Here is a 22,945-nt window from a genome sequence, read left to right on the forward strand (position 1 = left end):
CGTCCAGGTGCGGTGACCCGGCCACACCGCGATAATGGGGGTTCGTGGTCCTCACGTTCTTCGACGCGCGGCGGCTGGCGCACGATCTGTACGCCGCCGCCAGTCAGAATGCGGGTCCCCGCCAGACGGGGGCCGGGATCTCCCGGGTGCTCGCTCCCCTCCTGCCCCACGACGGGCTCAGCCTGGTGGCCACCGATCCGGCGACGGGACTCGGCCTGGGATGCTTCAGTTTCTGGCACGAGTACGAGCCGTCCCTGGCCACCGATCTGATCATGCACCGCTACGAGGGCGGCGATCCGTGCCGGCCGGCCGCCCTCGCCGGGGCCGCCACCCCGGCCGCCGTCGTGGGCCCGCCGGACGAGGAACCGTTCGACCCGCGGGTGCGGCAGATCCTCACCGCGTACGGGGCGGGATCCGAGCTGAGACTGCTCCTGCGGGACAGGTACGGCGTCTGGGGTGCGCTCGGACTGCTGCGCTGCGCCGGCGCCTGCCCGTTCGGCCAGGACGACGCCCGGCGGGCAGCCCGCCTCGCACCGGCGGTCGTCGCCGCCGTACGCCGCTACGCGACCGCCGGCCCGCTCGTCCCCACGGCCCCCGCGCCTCCCGCCGGAGTGGTCACGGTGGGCCCCGACCACCGGATCAGGGCGGTCAGCCCCCAGGCCCGGGACTGGCTGGACCAGTTGTCCGGGCGGAACGGGCACGCGTTCCCGGCCTGGGTGCCCGACGCGTTCCTCGTCGCCCTCTCCCTCGCCGCGCGATCCCGTGCCCGGGACACGGACGCCTGGTTTCCCCTGGTGTGCGCCCCACCGGTCGTGTGCGGGCGGTGGATGACGCTCCAGGGCCAGCCGCTCGACGCGGACGCGGCCGGAGACGTCGCCCTGGTCCTCCAGGGTGCGGTCGCCGACCTCGTCACGCCGTCGTTCTGCGCCTGGTACGGCATCACACCCCGCGAGCGCGACACGCTCCGCGAGCTGCGCACCGGCGCCCCCGTGCGACAGATCGCCCGGCGTCTCGACCTGTCCGCGCACACGGTCAACGACCACCTCAAGGCCCTGTTCCGCAAAACGGGCGCCGACGGCCGCGACGAACTCATCGCCGCGCTGACCTGCTGACCGGGGCCGGGGCCGGGGCCGGGGCCGCGGCCCCGGCCGACCCTCCTCCGTGGCCCCCTCGCCTGGTAGCCTCCGCGCGCGCAGCGGGGGATGCCGAAACCGGGGGAGCCGTGGCCGAGTTGCTCACCGCCGAGGATCCGGAGCCGACATCGCGGGGCGGTTCGCCAAGGAGGTCCTCGCCGCACAGCGCGTCGGGCGAGCCGGCTGGAGGACATGTTCCTGGAGGCGCCCCGTCGGGCGGCCGTGGCCCGCCGGCCGTGGCCCGCCGGCCGGGCCTGGTCGCCTGGGCGCGCTTCTCCAGGGACGGCCAGACCCTGGCCGCGATCGTCGGCGTCAGCCTCCTCGTACCGCCCGCACCGGGTCTTCGACCTCGAACCGGAAGCCGTGGCGAGCGCACTGTGCGAGCGGGTCGGCCGGGACTCACGCGCGCGCAGTGGCAGCAGAACGTGCCCGACCTGCCCTATCGGTCCGTCTGCTGACGCCATGTCGGCCGACGCCGCGCGCGGGGCGGCCGTAGACCGTCTCAGGGTTCAGTCCCCGGCGTATGGATCGATGCGCCTCATTGACCGCTGCGGATCCTGTCCAGCTTCTCCTCGAAGGCCTTCGTCTCCGCGATCAGCCGGGCCCGCGCCTCCTTCTGACGCTGGTCGCCCTGCGCCTTGAACCCCTCGCGCCAGTGCGGCTGGAGCTGGGTCCACCAGCCGTGGTCCAGCATCGCCCATGCCTGGGGGCACAGCGGAGCGCGGGTTTTGGGCAGGTAACCGTCCCCGACCAGTGGTCCGTCGAACTTCTTCGGGTCGCTGCCGTCGAGATAGCAGAGGAAGTTGAACACCCGCTGCTGGGTGACGGGGTGATCGCTCGAGAGCCCTTCGAGCGTCAGCTCGCCCTCTGCGCGGGCGATGGCATCGAAGATCATCGCGGCCGCCAGCGAGGGGTCGGGGCCGGCCTCGTTGACGGTGTGGAACGACGCGAAACCGTCGGCGGCGTCCTCCTCCAGCCCGAGGTTGGGCAGTTGGAGCTGGCGCTGCAGGGCGTGGCCCAGCTCGTGGCCGAAGATGAACCGGGTCGACAGTGCGGTCAGGTCGTCGGCGTTGAACTTGTCCGCGGGGAACAGGGCGGGCCGCTTCACGGTCTTGGCCACGTCGCCGGAGACCTCCTGGATCTGCGTCAGGAACCGGGGCGGGATGTAGATCGTCCTGCCGTCGGGCTGGGTGACCGCGTCCGTCACTCCCGGCGGGACCTTCCCGGTGACCTTCACGACCAGGTCGTGCGGGAGGGCGACCGACGAGTTCACCCAGTCGGCCGTCTTCTCGAGCACGCGGGACTTCCGGATCGCATCGACGGCCCGCCGGTCCTGCGGCGCGATGGCATCGTCCTCGTAGACGATCGTGACCCTGCCCTCGCCGTCACCCTCGTCCGTGTCGCCACTGCCGGTCCACGAAACGACGGCGAGACCGGCCGCCATACCGAGGGCGAGCAGCGCCCCCGCCGCAATGGTCCGCGCCACGGTCGACCACCCGCCTCTGCTCGACACCCGGTTGGCTCCTGCCTCGGCCAGGGCGCTCACACGCAGGGCCCGCACCCGACAGGCGGATTATGACCGACCGGCCATACGCCCGCAATGACAGTTCTGTGGTGTTTTGTCGCATGTGGTGGCCGACCGGGTGACGTATCCGTCCTCCCGCCCATGGAGCCGGGGTCCGCCCGCATGCCTGCCCGGAGGGGGTAATCGGCTCGATTCCCTGGTGGGCGCCCGATAGCGTCGGCCGTGAACGGACATTGGCGAGCCACCGATGGGAAACGCACGAACCATGACGCAGGGCATAGCCGACCACCAGAGCCGACGCGTGGTGCTGGAAGAGATCACCGACGACAACTGGCGCGACGTCGCCGATGTGGCCCCCGCCGACGACCAGCGCCGTTTCGTGGCCGCGCTCGGGGCCCGCTATCTCCTGCTCTCCGCACGCGGTGGGGTCTGGAACTCCCTCGGGGTCCGTGCGGGCGACGAGATCGTGGGGCACGTCATGTGGGCCCGGGACGACGAGGACGGCTCCCACTGGATCGGCGGCATGATCGTCGACGCCGCCGAGCAGGGGAAGGGAGTCGGCCACGCCACCATGCGGGCCATGATCCAGCGCCTCGCCGCCCTCCCGGAGTGTCGCGAGATCCGCCTCTCCTACCACCCTGACAACACGCCGGCCGCGCGCCTGTACGCCTCGCTGGGCTTCGCGCCCACCGGCGACCACGAGGACGAGGAGATCGTGGCGGCGCTGTCCGTGGCGCGCGCGGCCTGACGAGGAGACGGTCCGTTCGGCAGACGAGCGCCCGCTGCGGCCCGAGCCGCCAGGCCGGCGTCCGCCCGCTGCGGCCCGAGCCGCCGTGCCGGGCGTCCGCCCCGCCCCGCCTTCACGGTGCGGGCGGGTCCAGCCACGCGCCGATGGCCGGCAGGGCCTCGGGGCCGTTGTCCCGCTCCACCGAGCCGACCAGGTCGGCGACGGTGACCCCGCGCAGTGACGCCTTCCAGGCGGCTTCGGCGGCCCCCATCACGCGGGCGATCCCGCACGGCTTCGTGCATGCCTCGGGCGGGGCGCCGAGCGGGCCGCGCTGCCGGATCTCGGTGCATATGAACGCCGGGTCCGCCCCGTCCACGGCCTGTACCACGTCCAGGACGGTGATCTCGGAAGCCGGCCTGGTCAGGGCGTACCCGCCCGTCTTGCCCTGCACGGAGGTCACGAGGCCGGCCCGGGACAGGGCCTGCATCTGCTTGGCCAGGTAGCTCGGCGAGACATCGTGCAGCAGTGCCAGACGGGCAGCCGGCACCGGCTGGCTCGCCGCGGTCAGCACCACGCAACAGTGCAGCGCCCACTCCACGCCACCGGACAGTTTCACGCGCCCTCCATTTGACTCGGACACATCTTATCCGAGTAACATCTCGGACAAGAGTTGTCCGAGTTCGAGGCGGCAGCGGGCCGCCCTCGGCCTCGCGCACGAAAGGGCACGGTCATGAAGATCACGGTCATGGGTGGCACCGGACTCATCGGGTCCCAGCTCGTCCGCACGCTCCGCGAGGCCGGTCACGAGCCGGTCGCCGCGTCCCTGTCGAGCGGAGTCGACCTGCTCACCGGTACGGGACTGGACCAGGCACTCACCGGTGCGGAGACGGTCGTCAACGTGACGAACTCGCCCACCTTCGACGAGGCGTCCCCCGACTTCTTCCGCACCACGATGGGCAACCTGCTGGCGGCCGGCGAGCGCGCGGGCGTCCGCCACCAGGTCATCCTGTCGATCGTCGGCGTGGACCGGGTGCCGCAGCTGGACTACTACCGGGCGAAGACGCTCCAGGAGGACCTCCTCAAGCAGGGGCCCACCCCGTACTCGATCGTCCGCGCCACCCAGTTCTTCGAGTTCATGGACGCGGTGCTGTCCTGGACCGCCGACGACCAGGCCGTACGGCTGCCCTCCACCCCCATCCAGCCGATCGCCACGGCCGACGTGGTCGCCGCCCTCGCGGACGTCGCCACCGGGGCACCGCTCAACGGCACCGTCGAGGTCGCGGGCCCCGACGTCTTCGCCCTGGACGAGCTCGGCCGCCTCACGCTGTCGGCCCGGCAGGACCCCCGTCCGGTCGTCACCGACGAACAGGCGGGCATGTTCGCGGTCGTGGAGGGCGGCGTCCTGACCGCCGGACCCGACGCACGCCGGGCCCCCACCTCCTACCGGGACTGGCTCGGCGCGACGCGCTGAGGGAGGCCGGGCCGCGGCGGCGGCCGGTTCGATGATCCAACCCCCTCGCGGGAAGCGCCGCACCTCTGTACCCTGAGGGAGCTTCACTTCTGATCGCGTTCAAAAATGAAAATGGGGGGGCCGGTGCGCAATCGCCGACTCATGCTGTCCGCCGCCGCCGCCGTCGCGGCGGGTGTCACTCTCGTTCCGGGTGCCGCCCACGCGGCCGGGCCGGACGGGAGCAGGGTGACGGACCGTCCGGGGGTGTCCGTTCCCGACCTCGACCTGACCGAGGCCAAGGCCAAGGCGTACCAGGCCGAGACGTCCAGCAGTCCTGCTTCCAAGACGGTCCATCCGGCCGCCAGGACCGGCAAGCGGGCCGCTCAGCAGACCGAGGGCGCCGCTGCCGCCGAGCCGACGGTCGGGCTCGAGGCCACGTCCACCAGCGCTCACGGCGTCCAGCTGAAGCTGGCCGTCACCAGCGATCCGGGCACCGCGCTCGGCGTGCTCGTCGAGTGGGGCGACGGCAGCCAGGTGCAGGTGGGTGCCAACGGCCCCACCAACCTGACCGAGAACCACACGTACGCCAAGGCCGGCATCTACACGATCAAGGTGACCCTGATCGACGGCAGTGGCGGCGGCGTCCGCGGCACCAACCAGACGGTGATCCGGACCGCGGGCAACGAGTTCACCCCGCACGCCCCCACCCGGCTCCTCGACACCCGCGAGGGCATCGGCGCGCCCCAGGCCAAGGTCCCCGCCTTCGGTACGGCCCGCCTCAAGGTGGCCGAAGCCGCGCAGATACCGGCCGGCGTGACCGCCGTGGCCCTGAACGTCACGGTCACCAACCCGACCAAGGCCGGCCACGTCCGTGTCTACGCCGAAGGCGCCGAGCGGCCGGCCACCTCCAACGTCAACTACGCTCCGGGGCAGACCGTCCCGAACATGGTGATCGCGTCGGTCGGTGAGAGCGGCCACGTGGAGATCTACAACCACGGCGACGGGGAGATCGACCTCATCGCCGACGTCACCGGCTACTTCAGCAAGAGCGCGGCCAGCGGCTACACCGCGCTCGGCCCGAGCCGTGTCGTCGACACCCGCGAAGGCCTCGGCACGGGCCGGGGCCAGGTCCCGGGCCACGGAATCTTCAGCACCCAGATCACCGGCCGCGCGGGCGTCCCGTCGACGGCGAAGGCCGTCGCCCTCAACGTGACCGTCACCGAGCCGAATTCCGACGGCCACCTGACCGTGTTCCCCTCCGGCGGTTCGGCCCCGACCGCGTCGAACCTGAACTTCACGCGGGGGCAGACCATCGCCAACTCGGTCATCGTCCCGATCGGCCCCGACGGCAGGATCAGCGTCCGCAACGGCGCCGGCGCCGGGGCCCACGTGGTCGTCGACGTCGTGGGCTACTACAGCCCCGAGAGCGAGAGCGCGCTCGTACGCGGTGTCCCGCAGCGCTGGTTCGACACCCGCACGCAGGCGGAGGGCCCGCTCGAGGGCCGGGCCTACATCTATGGCCGGGTGCGCGGCGGCGACCCGAACGTCACCGCCCTCATCACGAACGCCACCGTCACCAACACGGCGGGCACCGGCTTCCTGACGGTCTCCCCGGACCCGAACTCGTGGAGCGCGTACGAGGGCGGCTGGGAGACCTTGCCGACCCCGCCCAACTCCTCCAACCTCAACTGGACCCCGGGCAAGACCGTCCCGAACCTGGTCCAGGCGAGCTCCGGCGCCAACAATGTCATCGACTTCTGGAACATGAGCTACCAGCCCACGGACCTGGTCGTCGACACCTTCGGCTTCTACGCCAAGAACTGACCCGGCCGGCGGCTCCGCACGCCTGAGCCGTCCACCGCGTCCGGTCGAGCCAAAGGGTTCCGGACACCGCGCACCCGCGGTGTCCGGAACCCTTCGCCGTGTCCGAACGGACCGCGATCAGGAATCGGTGTACCGGGCGGCGTACTCCTCGCTGGGAGGGACGACGGTGATGACGTCGATCAGTACACCGTCGGGGGCGGCGACGATGAAGTGCCGCTGGCCGAAGTCCTCGGTCCGCAGGGACAGCAGTTCGGGCAGGCCGGCCTCCGTCACGAGCCGCCGGTACTCGCGGTCCACGTCGTCCACCTCGAAGTTCAGCAGCAGGCCGCCCTGGAGCGCGGCCCGGTGCCCCTCGGGCAGGGTCGCGTGCGCGTGGTCCAGCAGGGCCAGTTCGTACTGCGGGGCGTCGGGGCGGCGCAGGCTGACGTACCAGTCAGCCTCGAAGGTCACCTCGAACCCGAAATGGCGGGTGTAGAAGTCGCGGGAGGCCGCCACGTCCCGGGTGGCGAGCACCGGGTAGAAGCCGCCGAGCCTGGTGGTCGGCACGGTCGTGCGTGCGCTGGTCATGGCAGAAGCCCTTCCGGTTCATTTCGCATACCCCGGGTATGCGAACCATGGAGGTAGCATACCCCGGGTATGTGAAATGGGAAGGGCGGTGCGTTCGCGATGGCGGGCAAGCGGGCGGAGCAGCGGGAGGCCACACGGCAGGCGCTGCTGGCCGAGGGGCAGCGGCGGTTCGCCGCCGACGGGTACCACCACGTCGTGCTGGCCGAGGTGGCGCGGGCCGCCGGGGTCACCAAGGGGGCCGCCTACCACCATTTCGACAGCAAGGCGGGGCTCTTCCGGGCCGTGGTCGCCGAGGTCCAGCAGCAGCTGGGCGAGCGGGTCGCGACAGCGGCCGAGCAGCATGAGGACCTCTGGGAGCAGCTCCGGGCCGGCTGCCGGGCCTTCCTCGCGGCAGGGACCGACCCGGCGGTGCGGCAGATCCTGCTGGTCGACGCACCGGCCGTGCTGGGCTGGGACGAGTGGCGGGCCCTGGACGAGGAATCCTCCGCCAGACACCTCACGGAGGCCCTGACGGCGCTGGCCGCGGCCGGGATCATCGCCGATCAGCCGGTGGAGCCCCTGACCCGGCTGCTCTCGGGGGCGATGAACGAGACCGCACTCTGGATCGCACGGGGCGGGGACCCGCAGGCCGCGGAACAGGCGCTCGACCGGCTCCTCACGGGCCTGCGCACCCCGGCCTGACCCCCCCCGCGGACGCATGCGCACACGCCCGCGCCCGGCAGGCCGCACCGACTCCCGTGCACCGCGTTCAGCCGGGCACCGGCTGAACGCCGACACCTTCGAGCGACCGCGCGCCGCTCACCCTGCCGTAATTCCCCGGGCATTCGCGAGATGGGCCCACCCCTGCCGGGCCGGTGGCATACCTTCGTCCCCGTGGACCAGTTGATCGCAGCAGACCCGACCCGCATCGGCCCGTACCGCCTGATCGCCCGGCTGGGCGAGGGCGGTATGGGCCTGGTCTATCTGGGCCGTTCCGAGGGCGGTCGCACCGTCGCCGTGAAGGTGGTGAAGGCCGAGCACGCCGGGCACCCCGAGTTCCGCAGGCGCTTCGCCCGCGAGGTGGCCGCCGCGCGGCGGGTGGGCGGGGACTGGACGGCCGCGGTGCTCGACGCCGACCCGGAAGCCGCCGTGCCCTGGGTGGCGACGCAGTACATCCCGGGTCCGGACCTGCGGACCGTGGTCGCCGAGGACTTCGGGCCGCTGCCCGAGCACTCGGTGCACACCCTGGCCAACCGGCTCGCGGATGCCCTGCGCGCCGTGCACGAGGCGGGCCTCATCCACCGTGATCTGAAGCCGTCCAACGTCCTGATCACCGTCGACGGCCCCCGCGTCATCGACTTCGGCATCGCGCGCGCGATGGACAGCCTCGCCGGCGACAGCCTGCACACCCGCACCGGCATGCTGATCGGATCTCCCGGCTTCATGTCGCCGGAGCAGGTGCGCGGCCTCGAACTCACCCCCGCCAGCGATGTCTTCTGCCTCGGTGCGGTCCTCGTGTACGCCTCCACCGGACGGCTCCTGTTCGGCGCCGCCGACTCCGGGCTCAACGCCCATCTCTTCCGGGTCGCCGAGGAGGAGCCGGACCTCACGGGCGTGCCGCAGTCGCTGGCCGTTCTCGCACGCGCCTGTCTGGAGAAGGATCCGGCCGACCGGCCGACCCCGCAGGAGGTCGCCGCCCGCACGGCGGTGGACCGCGCCGGGGAGTGGCTGCCGGGCACGGTGCTGGCACAACTGGGCCGCCGGGCCGCCCGGCTGCTGGACTGGGCACCCGAGGCATCGGCTGCCGCCCCAGCCGCCGCCTCCTCCACCGCTGCCGCGGCCACCGCCGCGCAACAGCCGGACCCCCGCATCCCCTCCGTACCGCACCAGCACCAGCCGGTGTCGGCACCGCCCTCCTACGCGCCCACGGCGCCGGCCGCGGCGCAGTTCGTCCCCGCACAGGGCTTCGGTCCGCCCCCGGCCGCCCTCCCTGACCCGACGGCCCCGCACCCCAGGCGCTGGTGGGGCCTGGGGGTGATCGCCCTGACTCAGCTGCTGGTGCTGATCGACGCGATGGGCTTCAGCGCGGCCCTGCCGATCGTCCGGGCCGAGCTCGACCTCGGCAGCGTCGGCCTGAACCCGTTCGAAGCCTACGTACTCGCCTTCGTGGGGCTGCTGCTGGTCGGCGGTCACCTCTGCGACCTCGTGGGGGCCAAGCGGGCCCTGGTCATCGGCCTGGCCGGCTTCGCGGTGGCCTCCGCGCTCTGCGGATCGGCGCCAGGGCCCGGTGTGCTGATCGCGGCGCGCGCCCTGCAGGGCGCTTTCGCCGCTCTGCTGACACCGGCCGCGCTGTCGCTGGTGTCCACCGGCTTCACCGACCCGGCCGAACGTGCCCGGGCCTTCGGGGTCTACGGGACGGTCACGGCCGGCGGCGGGGCCGTCGGGCTGCTCGTGGGTGGCTCGCTCGCCGAGCTGCTGTCCTGGCGCGTGTCCCAGTACGCCGGCGTCCCGCTCGCGGCGCTCGCGCTGACCGGCGCGGCCACCCTCCTGCCGGCCCGGCCGGGCGGCCCCGGCGCCCGCTCCGACTGGCCCGGCGTCCTGCTCGGCTCCGTCGGTCTCGCCGCCCTGATCTACGGCATGGACGGGGCCGGGACCCGCGGCTGGACCGAGCCCACGCCGCTGGCCTCCCTCGCGACGGGCGTCGCCCTGCTCGTGGCCTTCCTACGGCGGCAGACCACGAGGTCCGGTGCACGGACAGCCGCGTACCCCGCCTGGCACCGCGACCGCGTCGGCTGCGTCCTGGCCATGCTCCTGGCCGGCACCGGCCTGCTGGCCCTGCTCCCCACGCTGACCCTCTACCTGCAGTACGTCCTCGGCTACGCCCCGGCCATGACCGGAGTGATGCTCCTGCCCATGGCCGTGGCGGCCGGCATCGCCGCCACCCAGGTTTCGGCGCGACTGCAGCACCGCACCGCGCCCCGCGTGCTGATCGTGCCGGGCCTGGTGACCGCAGCGGTCGGGTTGCTGCTCCTCGCCGGCATCGACTCCGGCAGCGGGTACGGGCCCCATGTGCTGCCCGGAATGCTGCTGGCCGGGTTCGGCAGCGGCCTGGCCTTCGTACCGCTCTTCGCCACCGCCACCGCCGGCGTCGCCCCGCAGCACTCCGGTGCGGCCTCGGCGCTCATCGTCACGGCCCAGCAGCTGGGCGAGGCGGTCGGCGCGGCCCTGCTCACCGGCCTCATCGCCGCCCGGCTGGCCGACGCGTCGGAGGAGGACCGGTCCGAGGAGCTGCTGCACGGCTACACCGACACCCTCTGGTGGGCGGCCGGCGCCCTGCTGCTGGCGGCCCTGCTCGCCGGCCTGCTGGTCAGGGCTCGGGCATCGACAGCGGCCGACGCCCCCGCACCATGGCCGGCGCCGGGTCGCCCGTGACGGCACGGGGTGGGGCCGGGCTGCTGCGGGTGGCGCCATGGCGCGCGGTGCGATGCCTTCCGACGCTGCCCGGTGGTGCGTTCGGGTGCACCCGGAGTGGTCACGCCCCGTAACCCCGGCCCGACCGCCACGATGGAGCCGCACCACGCGGCCCGGTCCCGGGAACCACCCGACGCGCCGCACCGGCGCGAGGGCCCCTTCCCCACCGGCCGGACGAGTCCGCTGCCCTTCGTACCGTCGGAGTCACCATGGCCCCACTGCCGGACCCGCCCCGCCCACGCCGCTCCGGTACGTCGATCCTGCCGGTCCTGCTGCCCATCGGGGTCCTGATCGTGGTGGCGGTGGCCGTGGGCTCGTGGTTGCAGTTCTCCGAACGGCAGGCGGTGGACACGGTCCACACGGCCGGATCCGTGGCCGTCGACCGGGTGGACGTGGAGGCCGTCGTCCAGCGTGTGGATCCCGCGGCCATGGAGCTGGACCTGCGGCTCTGGGTCACTCCGCGCGGCAGGCTCGGTGAGGAGCAGGGGGCCGCCCCGGTGGCCGATCTCAGCCTCCAGACCTCCGGGGCCACGCTCGCCGACCTGGATTTCGCGGCGCACAAGCGGCTCGCGGCCAGGGACGTGAAGGTCGGGCTCGCCAACGGATCGATCAGCGACTACCCGTTCGACTCCTACGAGACCGGCATCGGGTTCCGTGCGCAGCTGGGTGGCGAGCAGGTGCCGGTGCGCCTGCTCTTCTCCAACAACGACACGCTCTTCTCGGTCTCCGCGGTACCGGAGCCCTCCCGGAAGGAGGCCGTGATGGCGTTGGAGCTGTCCCGGTCGGGCAGCGTGCTCGTCTTCGCGGTGTTCATGATGGTCGTGATGTGGGCGCTGGCGGCGTCCGTGCTGCTCGGGGCCTGGTATCTGACGACCCGCGGGGAGGGCCTGGTCTGGCCCGCCCTGTCGTGGATGGCCGCCACGCTGTTCGCGCTCGCGGCGTTCCGCAACACCGCCCCCGGCACGCCCCCGATCGGCTGCGTGCTGGACTGGTTCGCCTTCCTGTGGGCCGAGACCGTCATCGCCCTGTGCCTGATCGCCGTGGTCATCACCGGTGTCCGCACCGCCCTCCGCCCGGACGACACACCCTGAGCGGAGGCCCGCTGTACTGCCGGCCTCCGGCTGCGTCACCAACACTTGCCCCCGCCTATCGATATTCGATAGATTTCCATCGTCGGTCGATGGAAGGTGGGGTCATGGGAAAACTGGCGGTGCGTGCGCTGCGCGCCGTGCTCGTGGTGGTTCTCGCGGGCACGGTGTTCGTACAGGCGTTGATGGTGTGGGCGTTGTTCACGGACCCGGAGGACGGGTCTCTCCCGCTGACCCCGCTGCGCGTGATCACGATCCTGGGCATGGTGGCCGTCCAGGTCGCCCTGGTCTGCGTATGGCGGCTGGTGACGATGGTGCGACGCGGAACCGTGTTCTCCCACGCCGCCTTCCGGTACGTGGACGGCGTGATCGGCGCGATCGTCGCGGCCGCCCTCCTGTGGTTCGCGGTCACCGCCGTCAACGCGCCCGGCCAGCGGGACGACCCGGGCGTCACCGTCATCATGGCCGGGGTCGGCGTGGCCATCCTGGGAGTCGCGCTCATCGTGCTCGTGCTGCGGGTGCTGCTCGCCCAGGCCGTCGCCCGCGACGTCGAAGCGGCGCAGATGCGCGCCGAGCTGGACGAGGTGATCTGATGGCGATCGCCGTCGACATCGACGTGATGCTGGCGCGGCGGAAGATGTCCGTGGGCGAGCTCGCGGACCGTGTGGGGATCACACCCGCCAACCTGGCGGTCCTCAAGAACGGCCGCGCCAAGGCGGTGCGCTTCGCGACGCTCGCCGCGCTGTGCGAGGTGCTCGAGTGCCAGCCGGGTGACCTGCTGCGCTGGGAGCCCGAGGACGCCGCGGGCGGATGACCGCCCGCGGTCGTGAGCGGACGGGGCCTCCGGCGGCGAACTGGTGGCCCCTTCGCGACGATCGGCGCCGTTCTCGCGTACCGGGGCTGCGGTGCGTGGGAACGACGCCAGTGGTCAGATGCGGTCGGCTGCGATCAGGACGTACTGGAACGAGCCGTCCTTGTAGGAGTTGATGAACGCCTCCTCGATGCCCGTGACCAGGGAGGACGTGGCCCGCAGTTCCCAGTAGGGCAGGGTGTCGGGAGTCAGGTCGACGATCGCCTGCGGTACGAGGCGGTTGTCGGCCATCGCGCGCAGGTACTCCCGCCGGGAGTGGATGTTGCACTCGAAATGGGCGTTGATCTGCGAGACCCACTTCGAGGGCTGGCCGTACCGCGGGTTCCAGCAGCCCGTGATGGTCACGTACCGGCCACCGACCGCGAGGATGCGGGAGTGCTCGGCGAACAGGTCGTGCAGATCGACGTACATGCTCGACTCGTTGTTCCACGAGGCCGCGGCCTGCCCGGTGTCGAAGGGAGTGCTGAGCATGTTGCAGACACGGGCGCGGACGTGGTCCTCGATGCCGAGTTCGAGGGCGCGCCGGTTGGCGAAGTCGGCCTGCTTCGCCGACAGGGTGACGCCCTCGACCTTGCTTCCGAAGCGCTGGTGGGCCATGACCATCGATCCGCCGCGGCCGCAGCCGGCGTCCACGAGCGTGTCGTCGCGCCCGATGGGGCCGAGGTGGTCCAGGAGGACCTCGGCCTGCGCCGATTCCAGGCGGTGGAGTTCGGCGATCAGCCGCTTCTCGTAGCCGCCGTCCTCCGCGTCGCCGAGTGCGGTGTGGTCCACGTCGCCGATGCCGTAGTGGTGGTGGTAGAGGCCGTCGACGTCACCCAGACGCAGGTTCACGGGCCTGGCCTCGTGGTCCCAGTACTGGGCGATGTCCCGCTGGTAGGCGGTCGCGGGGGCAGGGATGAACACCGGGGTGGTGGCGGTGGTGAAGTCCGTACTGGTCATGGATCTTCCTATCGTGAGCGGTATTTACCAGAAATCGGGGAGGCTGTAGCGGTAGGTATTGGTCTGGTGCCAGTAGTGGTTGCCGTCGACCCAGGCGGACACGCCGCGCAGGAAGCGCAGCACGCTGGGGACGGGGCAGGCGGCGGCCAGGGCGGCGGCCTCGGCTTCGAAGTCGCGCATGAGGTCGTTGTGGACCTCGACCGCCTTCAGGTAGGCGTCCCGCTCGGAGGCGTTCTCACGCTCCGCGATCACCACGGGCAGGTTGAGGTGGCGGCCCGGGCTGGCGAGTTCCTTGGTGTACGAGTAGAGGTCGTTGACGATGGTCGTGGCGTTCGAGGCGAGCGCGATCACCCGCTGCATGGCGGGCAGGGCGTGCAGGTCCGCCGGTAGTTCGTAGCCGCCGACGGTGTCGGTGATGGTGGGGCAGGGGCGGAAGTTGTTGAACTGCCGCATCGCCAGGTACTCCCAGACCTCGGGCACATAGTCCGTCTGGGCCCAGGCGGCCTCGGCGACGTAGCCCAGGTGCAGCCGGGCCATGTCGTGCCGGAACCGGTCGGCCTGGGAGGGCGAGGACTGCCGGACGAAGTACTCCATGGCGGAGCGGTAGGCGCGCCGCGGGGCGTCCGAGTGCAGCGATTGCGCCCAGTGCGGCTGGTACTCCTTCGTCGTGTGGACGGCGTCGAGGGCGGTGTGGGCCAGCAGGAGCCGCCCGCCGAGACCGATGGGTGAGCCACCGTGGTCCTCGCAGTAGCAGTCGTCGACCGCGTTCTCGGCGACCATCAACCGCGTGGCGAGCATCAGGTGCTCGACGGTGGGGGCGTCCGGATGGCAGGCGACCATGTAGCGCCCGACGGAGAAGCCGTCGAACTGCTCCTCCCACTCCTCGGGGTACAGCTCGACCTCGTCGATCGCCCAGGCCTTGATCCTGCGGCCGACCTCCTCCACCCGCGCCGGATCGGGCTGCGGAACCGGGTGGTGGTAGAGACCCGGGATGGGGCTGCCGGCCGCCGGTCGGGCGGGCACCGCCTCCGTCGCCGGAGGCAGTACGGGCTCCGGGCGCTCCGTCAGGTACAGGCCGGCCGTGCCCACGCCGCTCGGGCCGCGCAGGAGCCGTGCCAGGACATCCGGATGACCGGAGGGCACGGCACCGTCCGGGTGTGCCGGCACCTCTGCGGGTGCCGGCACGTCCACGGGTACGACGGCTCCTGCGGGCATGCCGGGAACGGCGGGTACACCGGGCAGCGCGGGCGCGGCGTCGAGGCCGGCGGCCGCGTGGGCCTGGGCGTTCGCGAGGACGTAGGCCCCGAAGTGTGCCGCAGCGGCGGGCAGGCCCGATTGGGGGGAAGGCCCGGGGTCGGGCATCCGTAGCTCCTTGTGAGAGGGGTGAGCTGGCTGGGATCCCGTGCACGGCTCGACCCGTCCGGAAGCTCCGGGAAGGCCCATGCCCGGGAAGGTCGGCGGAGCGGCCCGGGCCGCGCCGGCCCGGGCATGGGTCCGCTACTCGCGCCTGCGGCCGATCTGTACGTTCTCCAGCACGCCGAGCGCGTCGGGTACCAGGATGGCGGCGGAGTAGTAGGTGGTGACCAGGTAGGAGATGATCGACCGTTCGTCGATGCCCATGAAGCGCACGGACAGGCCCGGCTCGTACTCCTCCGGCAGCCCCGTCTGGCGCAGACCGATGACGCCCTGGTTGTCCTCCCCGGTGCGCATGACGAGGATCGAGCTGGTGTTCTCCTTGGTGATGGGGATCTTGCTGCAGGGCAGGATCGGTACGCCGCGCCAGGCCGGGACCTGCTGCCCGCCGAGGTCGACGTGGTCCGGATAGAGCCCGCGCGCGTTGAACTCCCGCCCCATGGCCGCGATGGTCCTGGGGTGGGCGAGGAAGTACTTGGATCCGCGCCGACGGCAGAGCAGCTCGTCGAGGTCGTCCGGGGTGGGAGGGCCGGAGTGGGTCTGGATCCGCTGCTTGAAGGCGGCGTTGTGGAGCAGGCCGAACTCCGGGTTGTTGATGAGCTCGTGCTCCTGGCGCTCGCGCAGCGCCTCGATGGTGAGCCGGAGTTGCTCCTTGGTCTGGTTCATCGGCTCGTTGTAGAGGTCGGCGACCCTCGTGTGGACCCGCAGTACGGTCTGGGCGAGGGAGAGTTCGTACTCGCGCGGGTTGAGCTCGTAGTCGACGTAGGTACCAGGCAGCTCGGCCTCGCCGGTGTGCCCGGCGGACATCGCGATCTCCGCCTCGCCGTGCTTGTTCTGCCGCTGGAGGGGAAGCGCGCTGAACTCCCGGAGGTGGGCCTGGAGGTGCGGCGCCGTGGCCGCCACGGCCTCGAAGTCGGCGCGGGACAGGGTGAGCAGGGTGCCCGAGGTCTCCGCCGTGGCCGTGTATTCCCACGTGGCGTCGGAGTCCAGCAGGGCGCTCTCACCGAACCGGTCACCGTCGGCCAGGACCGCGACCGCGATGTCGTCCCCGTACTTGCCCACGGACGTCTGGCTGATCCGGCCGTGAGCGATCAGGTGGACCCGTTCCGCGGGGCCACCGCGTTCCACCAGCACCTCGCCGGCCCGGAAGTCGTGCTGCACGCAGCGGCCGGCGATCGCGGTGAGCACCTCCACGTCGTCGAAGCCCTGCAGCAGTGCCAGTTCGCCGAGTTCGCGGGGGATCACCCGCACGCTGCTGCCGTCCTGGACGAACTCGACGCGCCCGTCGCCGACGGTGTAGCTCAGCCGGCGGTTCACCCGGTAGGTGCCACCCTTCGTCTCCACCCAGGGGAGCACCCGGAGCAGCCAGCGAGAGGTGATCTCCTGCATCTGCGGTGCGGATTTGGTCGTCGTGGCGAGGTTGCGCGCGGCCGCGGTCCCCAGGCTCGACTGCCGGGGCGGCTCCAACTGGGCTTCCGGGCCGGTGTCAACGGTCATCGACGCGTTCTCCTTCGCGGGGGCTGTGGGCGGCTGTACGCGCGCATCCTTGGGAAATGAGGTAAATAGAACAAAAATCCGGGAATGAGGCCGGATCCGTTGAGAACGCTAGCGGCCGGCACTCCTGAGTCCCGGAGAGACCGGGGGGATTACCTCTATGAGGTGATCTTGCCGCGCAGGGAGTTTGCCCAGGCCACAGACGGTATTGCGCCACCTGTGCGTCGCCTTCGGCCATGACCGGCAGCACGACCGGCGCCCCGGCCGACGCAGCGACCCGTCACCGGGACACGCGCGGCGGCCCGCCGGCCGCACGCGACGTGGGCCTGCTCGTCCCGGCCCCCTGGAGGCGGGTGTTGTCAGTGGCTCTCGCTAGTCTCCCGGCATACCGCAGCTCAGGGGGGTCTGGTCCCCCCTGTCAGGGCTGCGCGCAACAGGTACGGACAGGCGGAGGGGCACAGTCTGATGGCATGGCTGGCAGCGGGCGAGGGGTACGAGATCGCCCTCGTGGAGGGGCGGGTGACGGCGCGGTCCGTCACCGGCCGGGCAGCGGGACGGCAGTTGAAGACACTGCCCAAGGCGCTGAAGGACCATCCCGAGGTGGACCGGCTGCGCCGGCTCGCCGAATGGCTCGACCGGCACGCGGCGGCCTGCGTCGCCCAGGTCGACGGCTGGATGGTGTCCTCGCTGCCCGTGCCGACCGAACTGCTCGCCCGGGTCTGGCCCGACGAGGCCTGGCAGAACGCCCTGCGCGACGTGGCCGTCGTCGGTGACGACCCCGACGAGGTGGGCTTCCTGCGGGACGCCACCGCGTCCGGCGAACTGAAGGTGGTCAACCTCGACGGCGAGACCGTACGGCTCTCCCCGCGCACGGTGACCCTGCCCCACCCCGTGCTGCTGCCCGATCTGGACGACGTACGGGAGTTCGCGGCCGAGCTGGGCATCGTGCAGCAGGTCGAGCAGATCCACCGCGCCACCTGGCGCAAGCCCGACGAGGTCTCCGCCACGGCCACCGAGGTCCGTGACTACGCGGGCGGTGTCTTCCCCACGCGCTTCGGCCTCGCCGCCCGCGCGACCGCCCTCGGCTACCGGGTCTCCGGAGGCTACGCCACCTGCAAGGTCCGCGACGCGGAAGCCGGCTCCGGCACGGAGGCGGCGGTGTGGATCGGCGAGCCCTACTACGACGAGGAGACCACCACCGGCGCCCTGAGCTGGCACGACGAGGACGGCCGGGCGGTACCGCTGGCGAAGGTCGGACCGGTGGCCTGGTCCGAGGGCATGCGCATGGCCGCGGCACTGTACGCCGGGCGCAACATCGAGGAGGGCGGGGACGCATGAGCAACAACCTGAGGGACACCGGGGCGACCGGGACCGATCTGCTGCTGCGGGCCGGCGCCGTCCTCCCCAACGGCACCACCGGCGCCGGAGCCGACGCCGTCGACCTGACCGCCCGCGCCTACCGCCACCCCGGCCTCGACGAGGACCGCGTCGTCGTCCGCCTCGCCGCCGCCGAACTCGGCGCGGCCGAGGACCTCGCCGCCGGCTTCCTGGGCCTCGTACGCGACGAGGGCGAGGCGCCCGTCGTCGGCCTGAGCCGCCGCCAGGCGCTCGGCTTCCCCGAATGGGTGCTCGTGCACCACCCCGAGGACGGCCACCACGCCCTCGCCGTCGTCCCCGAACTCGACCGCATCGCCCGCCAGGCCAGGACCAAGCCCAAGGCAGCGCTCGACGCCTGCCTCGAACTGGCCGACCGGCTCGCCGCCTCCGTGCCGCACTTCCTGCCCCTCTTCCACGAGCAGGCCGCCCGCATCCTCCTCGCCGTCGAGAACACCACCTACGCCGCCCAGCTCTTCGGCCGCGCCCGCACCGCCGAGGCCCAGCACGGCCTGGACGTCGACGAGGACCGCCTCGACTCCGTCTTCCTCGAATTCGCGCTCGCCGGCGCCCTGCCGGTGAAGGTGTTGTCCGGCTACGCCAAGGCCCTGGCCGTCCGCGTCAGCCCCGCCGAGGCCTACGAGCGCTTCCGCCGCCTGTGCGTACGCCGCACCGCGGGCGGCCTGCCGCCCTCCGCGCAGGCCGCCGTCGAACTGCGCCGCCTCGCCCGCGCCGCGGGCCTGACCGGCACCGAACCCGAACAGGAGTACCTCGCCGAACTGCTGCCCCTGCCCGCCACCCTGCGCGCCGCGCTCGGCTGGTGGAAGGCCCACCGCGGCGCCCTCGTCGCGCTCGCCCGCCGCGTCCCCGCCGTACGCGGCACACTCCTCGAACTGACCCCGCCCGGCGGCGACGTCGACCTCGTCGACCTGTGGCTGGACGTCCTGGAGGAGTCCGGCGCCACCGCCGGACTCGCCGACGGCACCCTGCCCGACGAAGAGCGCTGCGCCGACGGCACCGCCGGCTGGCTCGAACGCTTCTGCACCGCCCGCCACTCCGGCTGGGGCCGCCGCCCCACGAACCCGGCCCTCCTCGACGTCGTCGAGCGCTGCGCCCCGCAGCTGCGCGCCGAACTCGACCGGCCCGGACGGGAGGCCGGCCTGCGGATCGGCGTCCAGGACGCCGACCTCCTCGACCTGCTCCTCACCCTCGACGTCCCGGTCGTCGCACCTGAGGAACACCGGACGCGGCACCGCCACGACACGCTGAACCTGTCCGACTGGGCCGTCCGCGACGAGCGACGCGACCTGGCCGCGGTCGCCGCGGACCCGCGCTTCCACCCCGCCTTCCGCCGGGCGCTGTACGGCATCGGCAGCGGCGGCGCCGACATCGTCCGCCACGTCGCGGCCTCGCCCGGCGCGCGCCCGCTGCTGGCCGCGTGGATGGCCGACGTCGCCCGCGCCTCCGTCGCCGCCGGCCTGCCCGGAGTCCCCGACGCCATCGAGCGGCTGACCTGGCTGCCCGTCGAAGCCCTGGCGCTCGCCCCCGAGGAGGTAGCCGCCGCGGCCGCCACCGACCTCGGGGAAACCCTCGCCCGCACCCTGCGCGGCGGCCTCTTCGAGGAGCTGGCCTGGCCCTCCTGGGAGGACGCCGTCGCCGAACTGACCCCCGGCAAGGACCGCGACGGCCTCACCGTCGCCGAGGCCTGGCCGTACCTGATCGTCGCCAACGCGGCCCAGGTCCGCGTCATCGACGCCGACTCGACCGTCCTCACCCACGACCTGCGCGTACCGGCCGGCTCCCACCGCCGCATGGGCTTCCACTACGTCGACGGCGAACTGCTCGTGTTCTGGGCCGACTGGAGCCACCACCGCATCGAGGGCTACTGGCACTCCTCGCCCGGCACCGTCTTCACCCTGGACACCGACCGCACCTACTGGTCCCTGCGCGGCGACCACCTCTCCCTGCCCCTGCCCGGCGGCGGGCGCACCACCGGCGGCGGCGTCCTGCACCGCGGCGACACCCGGCTGCCCGACGAGCGGCCGGTCCTGTCCGACGGCACCTCCTACTGGGTGTGGCGGCAGCGCGACCGGGCCGACGACAGCGACAGCGGCTGGCTCGAGTACGACCCGGCCAGCGGGGCCCACGGACGCTCCTGCGTACCCGCGTTCTTCACCGACAGCCTGAAGGAGTACGCCGGGAAGGCCTCCTCCGGGTACTCCAGCCGGCTGCTGCCCGCGCCCACCGTGGCAGGCTCCGTGCTCGGCGCACCCGTCGACGGCCTCCTCGGCTGGCACGCCGTACGCCTCCCCGGCAACGGCTGGGCCGGCACCGACACCGGCGGACGCACCGTCACCGTCCCCGAAGGCGGGGACAAGCCGGTCGCGGCCCTCACCTTCCCGGGCGACGACCGCCCGCGCGCCCTCTCGCACAGCTGGCGCGAGTTCTCCCTCACCGACCCCGACGGGGTCCTGACCACCCACACCCGCACCGACCGCACCGAGGCCCCCTTCAACACCGGCAGCGTGGACCTCCCGCCGCTCTCCCACTGGTACGCGCTGCGCCCCCGCGACCCGCAGGGCTCGGTCGCGCTGCGCACCGCCGACCGCGAGACCGTCGGCGCCCTCCTCAAGGCCGCGGCGGCCGTGACGAAGGCCGGCGAGCTGCCGGACCTGGTCAGCGCGGCCCTGCCACAGGTCACCGACCTGAAGCTGATGGGCGGCATCCTCGCGGTCCTGCGGTTCGCCCTCACCCAGCAGAAGGCCCTCGACGGGGTCTCGGCCCGGCTGAACGCGGACACCGCCCCCGTCGACGCGCGCGAACCGGGACCCTCCGACCAGCTGATCGGCGAAGCCCTGAACGGGCTCCTCGCATCCGGTCACCACCGCTACGACAGCGACCGCGACGGCGTGCACCACACGCTGACCCTGCTCGGCGAAGCCCGCACCGCGACCGACGTCACCGCCGTGCCCGGCCTGCTCCACTTCGACACCCCCGCCCTGCCCTTCTCCACCTTCACCTGGGCACCGATGCTCGACCAGCCCGCGGCCGCCGCCTACCGGGCCGCCACCGCCACGACCCCCGACGAACAGCGGGAAGCCCTCCTCACCCTCCTCGGCGCGGTGGACACCCTCGGCATGGCATCGGCACAGGGCTCGGCCGACCGCTGGCGCCGGGTCGTGGTCCACCTCGACCACGCCCACCTGACCGGCCCCGACGGCCTCGGCCGCAACCGCTACCACCGCAGCCTGCTGCCGCTGGGCGGCGGAGCCGTCCTCGCCGTCACCGAGCCCGGCGACTCCCTGCCCGACGGCCACGAGTTCGGCGCCCTCCTCCACGATCCGACCGGCGGCTTCACCGTCCCCGGCCCCTACACCGTGCGCCGCGCGACACCCCTCGGCGACCCCGAGCGGGACGCCGGCTGGCTGACCGCCTTCCTCCGCGCGGCGGCCGAGCACGGCCCACTGCCCTTCCGCCCGGAGGCCGCGCAGGAGTTCTCCCGGCTCACCGGGGTCTCCGGCGCCCTCGCCGCCCTGGTGGTCGCGGGACTGCCCCACATCAACAGCTACGACCGCGCCTTCCTGCCCGCGCAGGTGCGCACCGCCCTCGGCGTCAAGGCGACCGACGCCGCCTACGCCCGTGACGAGCTCAGGAGCCTCGGCGGGGAGGTCCGGCGCGCCCTGGTCGCGGCCCTGCTGCCCGCAGACCCGGCACGCCTGTGGAGCGAAGGCCCCGACGTGGCGGCCGCCGCGGAGGTGTGGAACCGGCACGTGGGCCGCCGTACCCCCGTACCGGACTGGCTGGGCACCGAGGCCGCGCGCGCCGTCCGCGGCGGATGGCCCGCCCACCGGGTGCTCGCCGTGGTCCTCGCCCCGGCCACCTCGCCGGAGCTCTCCGTCGACGTGCCGTGGACCGTCAAGGGCGACCACGTGGAGCCCGCCGTGGCCGTCACCGGCCCGTTCACCGCGCAGGTCCTGATCGCGACCCTGGCCATGAGCACCTGGCTGGCCCACCGCCTGCCGGCCGGCGACCCCGTACGAGCGGCCCTGCCGCCCGTACTGACCGCCCTACGGCAGCGGCTCGCCGCGCCCGAACTCCTCCTGGAGGTCGCCCACTACACCAGCCTGCCGGACTTCCGGAAGGTCGCCGGCACCCCGACCGAGACCGGCGAGGGCTACGAGCGCTACGGCGCGGTCGTCATGGCCACCCACGACGACCGGCCCAGGCCCGCGCTGCGCCCGGCACTGCTGGACTCCACCGGCTCCGACCCCTACCTGCCGGCACTGCGCGGCGACGACCAGCAGCCCCTGGCGGCCGAGACGGCCCTGCGCGCCGCCCACGACCCGCGCTTCGCCGCCCTGCTCGCCGACCCGGGCGCGCCCGCGGCCGGCACGGCCGACGCGGACGGCACGTGGTGGCCGCAGGACCCGAGCCGCTCGGTCCCCGACCTGGTGGCGGAGGTGAGCGCCGAGTACGGGCTGGGCGCCGACGCGGCCGCCCTGTACCTGGCCCTGCTCGCCATGCCCGACCCCACCGACCGCAACACCGCCCGGTGGACGGGCTGGAAGCCGGCCCGCCTCAAGGCCGCCCGCGCCGAACTGGCCGCCACCGACATGGTGGTGACGGCCGACCGCAGCCGGGCCGGACGCACGCTGTTCCTGCCCGGCGGATGGGCCGACATGCCCGCCCCGGCCCTGCCCGTGGAGCCGTGGAAGCTGCCGATGTACGGCCTCAACCCCGGCGGCCGCCCGCTGCTGGGCGTCCTGGCACCGGCCGAACCGGCCGCGGACCTCTACCGGCGGGCCTGGCAGCGGATCCGGGAGGGCGACGTCCCGCGCTTCCAGGAACTCAAGGTCAAGCGCACCCGCGCCCGCCGCCGCTGACCCGTCCGACCGGAACCCGACGCGGGGCCGGGGGGGGGCCCCCCCCCCCCCGGGGGGCGCCCCCCCCCCCCCCCCCCCCCAACCCCCCCCCCCCCCCCCCCCCCCCCCGCCCCCCCGCACCCCCCCCGCCCCCCGGGGCCGGGGGCCCGACGTGCGTCCGCCGCCCGGGCATCAGAACTTCCGATGACAGTTGCATACCTTCTTGCA

General features: G+C 73.0%; 17 protein-coding genes. 11 read left to right on the forward strand and 6 right to left on the reverse strand.

The genetic code is table 11. The features are described from left to right. Positions 1 to 44: 44 nt before the first annotated feature. Complete coding sequence (locus ACZ6KO_RS07935) at positions 45 to 1,112, forward strand: helix-turn-helix transcriptional regulator (RefSeq protein ID WP_469301357.1); 1,068 nt, start codon at positions 45 to 47, stop codon at positions 1,110 to 1,112. A 559-nt stretch (positions 1,113 to 1,671) separates the two neighbouring features. On the opposite strand, the gene ACZ6KO_RS07940 is transcribed toward ACZ6KO_RS07935, so the two are convergent. Beyond that, positions 1,672 to 2,619, reverse strand: a complete 948-nt coding sequence (locus tag ACZ6KO_RS07940) for a DUF4344 domain-containing metallopeptidase (RefSeq protein WP_469301359.1) — start codon at positions 2,617 to 2,619, stop codon at positions 1,672 to 1,674. 304 nt (positions 2,620 to 2,923) lie between these two features. On the opposite strand from ACZ6KO_RS07940, the gene ACZ6KO_RS07945 reads away from it, so the two are divergent. After that, positions 2,924 to 3,406: a GNAT family N-acetyltransferase gene (locus ACZ6KO_RS07945; RefSeq protein ID WP_469301362.1), complete on the forward strand. Its 483-nt coding sequence runs from the start codon at positions 2,924 to 2,926 to the stop codon at positions 3,404 to 3,406. Between the two features lie 112 nt (positions 3,407 to 3,518). Here the strand turns inward: ACZ6KO_RS07945 and ACZ6KO_RS07950 are convergent, their stop codons facing one another. Further along, complete coding sequence (locus ACZ6KO_RS07950) at positions 3,519 to 4,001, reverse strand: RrF2 family transcriptional regulator (protein WP_469301364.1); 483 nt, start codon at positions 3,999 to 4,001, stop codon at positions 3,519 to 3,521. 114 nt (positions 4,002 to 4,115) lie between these two features. Here ACZ6KO_RS07950 and ACZ6KO_RS07955 point away from each other — a divergent pair, with 114 nt between their 5' ends. Together ACZ6KO_RS07955 and ACZ6KO_RS07960 are read left to right on the forward strand one after the other, a co-directional pair. Next, entirely contained in the window at positions 4,116 to 4,856 is a 741-nt protein-coding gene (locus ACZ6KO_RS07955; RefSeq protein WP_469301367.1) for an SDR family oxidoreductase, read from the forward strand. A gap of 123 nt (positions 4,857 to 4,979) precedes the next feature. After that, on the forward strand, positions 4,980 to 6,659 hold the full coding sequence (locus tag ACZ6KO_RS07960) for a hypothetical protein (protein WP_469301369.1): 1,680 nt from the start codon (positions 4,980 to 4,982) through the stop codon (positions 6,657 to 6,659). Between the two features lie 117 nt (positions 6,660 to 6,776). Here ACZ6KO_RS07960 and ACZ6KO_RS07965 read toward each other — a convergent pair whose 3' ends face one another. Next, positions 6,777 to 7,226, reverse strand: a complete 450-nt coding sequence (locus tag ACZ6KO_RS07965) for a VOC family protein (RefSeq protein ID WP_469301371.1) — start codon at positions 7,224 to 7,226, stop codon at positions 6,777 to 6,779. A 99-nt stretch (positions 7,227 to 7,325) separates the two neighbouring features. Between ACZ6KO_RS07965 and ACZ6KO_RS07970 the strand changes: the two genes are divergently transcribed. The 5 genes from ACZ6KO_RS07970 (at position 7,326) to ACZ6KO_RS07990 (ending at position 12,578) form a co-directional block, all read left to right on the forward strand. Then, positions 7,326 to 7,907 carry a TetR/AcrR family transcriptional regulator gene (locus ACZ6KO_RS07970; RefSeq protein ID WP_469301375.1) on the forward strand — a complete coding sequence of 194 codons (582 nt, stop codon included), beginning with the start codon at positions 7,326 to 7,328 and terminating at the stop codon, positions 7,905 to 7,907. Between the two features lie 192 nt (positions 7,908 to 8,099). Further along, complete coding sequence (locus ACZ6KO_RS07975) at positions 8,100 to 10,637, forward strand: MDR family MFS transporter (protein WP_469301377.1); 2,538 nt, start codon at positions 8,100 to 8,102, stop codon at positions 10,635 to 10,637. 248 nt (positions 10,638 to 10,885) lie between these two features. Beyond that, on the forward strand, positions 10,886 to 11,767 hold the full coding sequence (locus tag ACZ6KO_RS07980; RefSeq protein WP_469301380.1) for a DUF4436 family protein: 882 nt from the start codon (positions 10,886 to 10,888) through the stop codon (positions 11,765 to 11,767). 104 nt (positions 11,768 to 11,871) lie between these two features. Further along, positions 11,872 to 12,357 carry a DUF2975 domain-containing protein gene (locus tag ACZ6KO_RS07985; RefSeq protein ID WP_469301383.1) on the forward strand — a complete coding sequence of 162 codons (486 nt, stop codon included), beginning with the start codon at positions 11,872 to 11,874 and terminating at the stop codon, positions 12,355 to 12,357. Next, positions 12,357 to 12,578 carry a helix-turn-helix domain-containing protein gene (locus tag ACZ6KO_RS07990; protein ID WP_469301385.1) on the forward strand — a complete coding sequence of 74 codons (222 nt, stop codon included), beginning with the start codon at positions 12,357 to 12,359 and terminating at the stop codon, positions 12,576 to 12,578. Before ACZ6KO_RS07985 ends, ACZ6KO_RS07990 begins: the two co-directional genes overlap by 1 nt. 114 nt (positions 12,579 to 12,692) lie before the next feature. Here the strand turns inward: ACZ6KO_RS07990 and ACZ6KO_RS07995 are convergent, their stop codons facing one another. From ACZ6KO_RS07995 to ACZ6KO_RS08005, 3 genes are all read right to left on the reverse strand, one after another. Next, entirely contained in the window at positions 12,693 to 13,574 is an 882-nt protein-coding gene (locus ACZ6KO_RS07995; protein ID WP_469301389.1) for a geranyl diphosphate 2-C-methyltransferase, read from the reverse strand. Positions 13,575 to 13,598: 24 nt separating this feature from the next. Beyond that, complete coding sequence (locus tag ACZ6KO_RS08000) at positions 13,599 to 14,936, reverse strand: family 2 encapsulin nanocompartment cargo protein terpene cyclase (RefSeq protein WP_469301393.1); 1,338 nt, start codon at positions 14,934 to 14,936, stop codon at positions 13,599 to 13,601. Between the two features lie 135 nt (positions 14,937 to 15,071). Then, entirely contained in the window at positions 15,072 to 16,484 is a 1,413-nt protein-coding gene (locus tag ACZ6KO_RS08005) for a family 2B encapsulin nanocompartment shell protein (RefSeq protein WP_469301396.1), read from the reverse strand. Positions 16,485 to 16,946: 462 nt separating this feature from the next. On the opposite strand from ACZ6KO_RS08005, the gene ACZ6KO_RS08010 reads away from it, so the two are divergent. Both ACZ6KO_RS08010 and ACZ6KO_RS08015 read left to right on the forward strand, forming a co-directional pair. After that, positions 16,947 to 17,819: a DUF4132 domain-containing protein gene (locus ACZ6KO_RS08010; RefSeq protein ID WP_469301400.1), complete on the forward strand. Its 873-nt coding sequence runs from the start codon at positions 16,947 to 16,949 to the stop codon at positions 17,817 to 17,819. Then, entirely contained in the window at positions 17,816 to 22,738 is a 4,923-nt protein-coding gene (locus tag ACZ6KO_RS08015; protein WP_469301403.1) for a DNA-binding protein, read from the forward strand. Before ACZ6KO_RS08010 ends, ACZ6KO_RS08015 begins: the two co-directional genes overlap by 4 nt. Positions 22,739 to 22,945 lie beyond the last annotated feature (207 nt).

This window comes from Streptomyces sp. NPDC042102 (assembly GCF_055582305.1).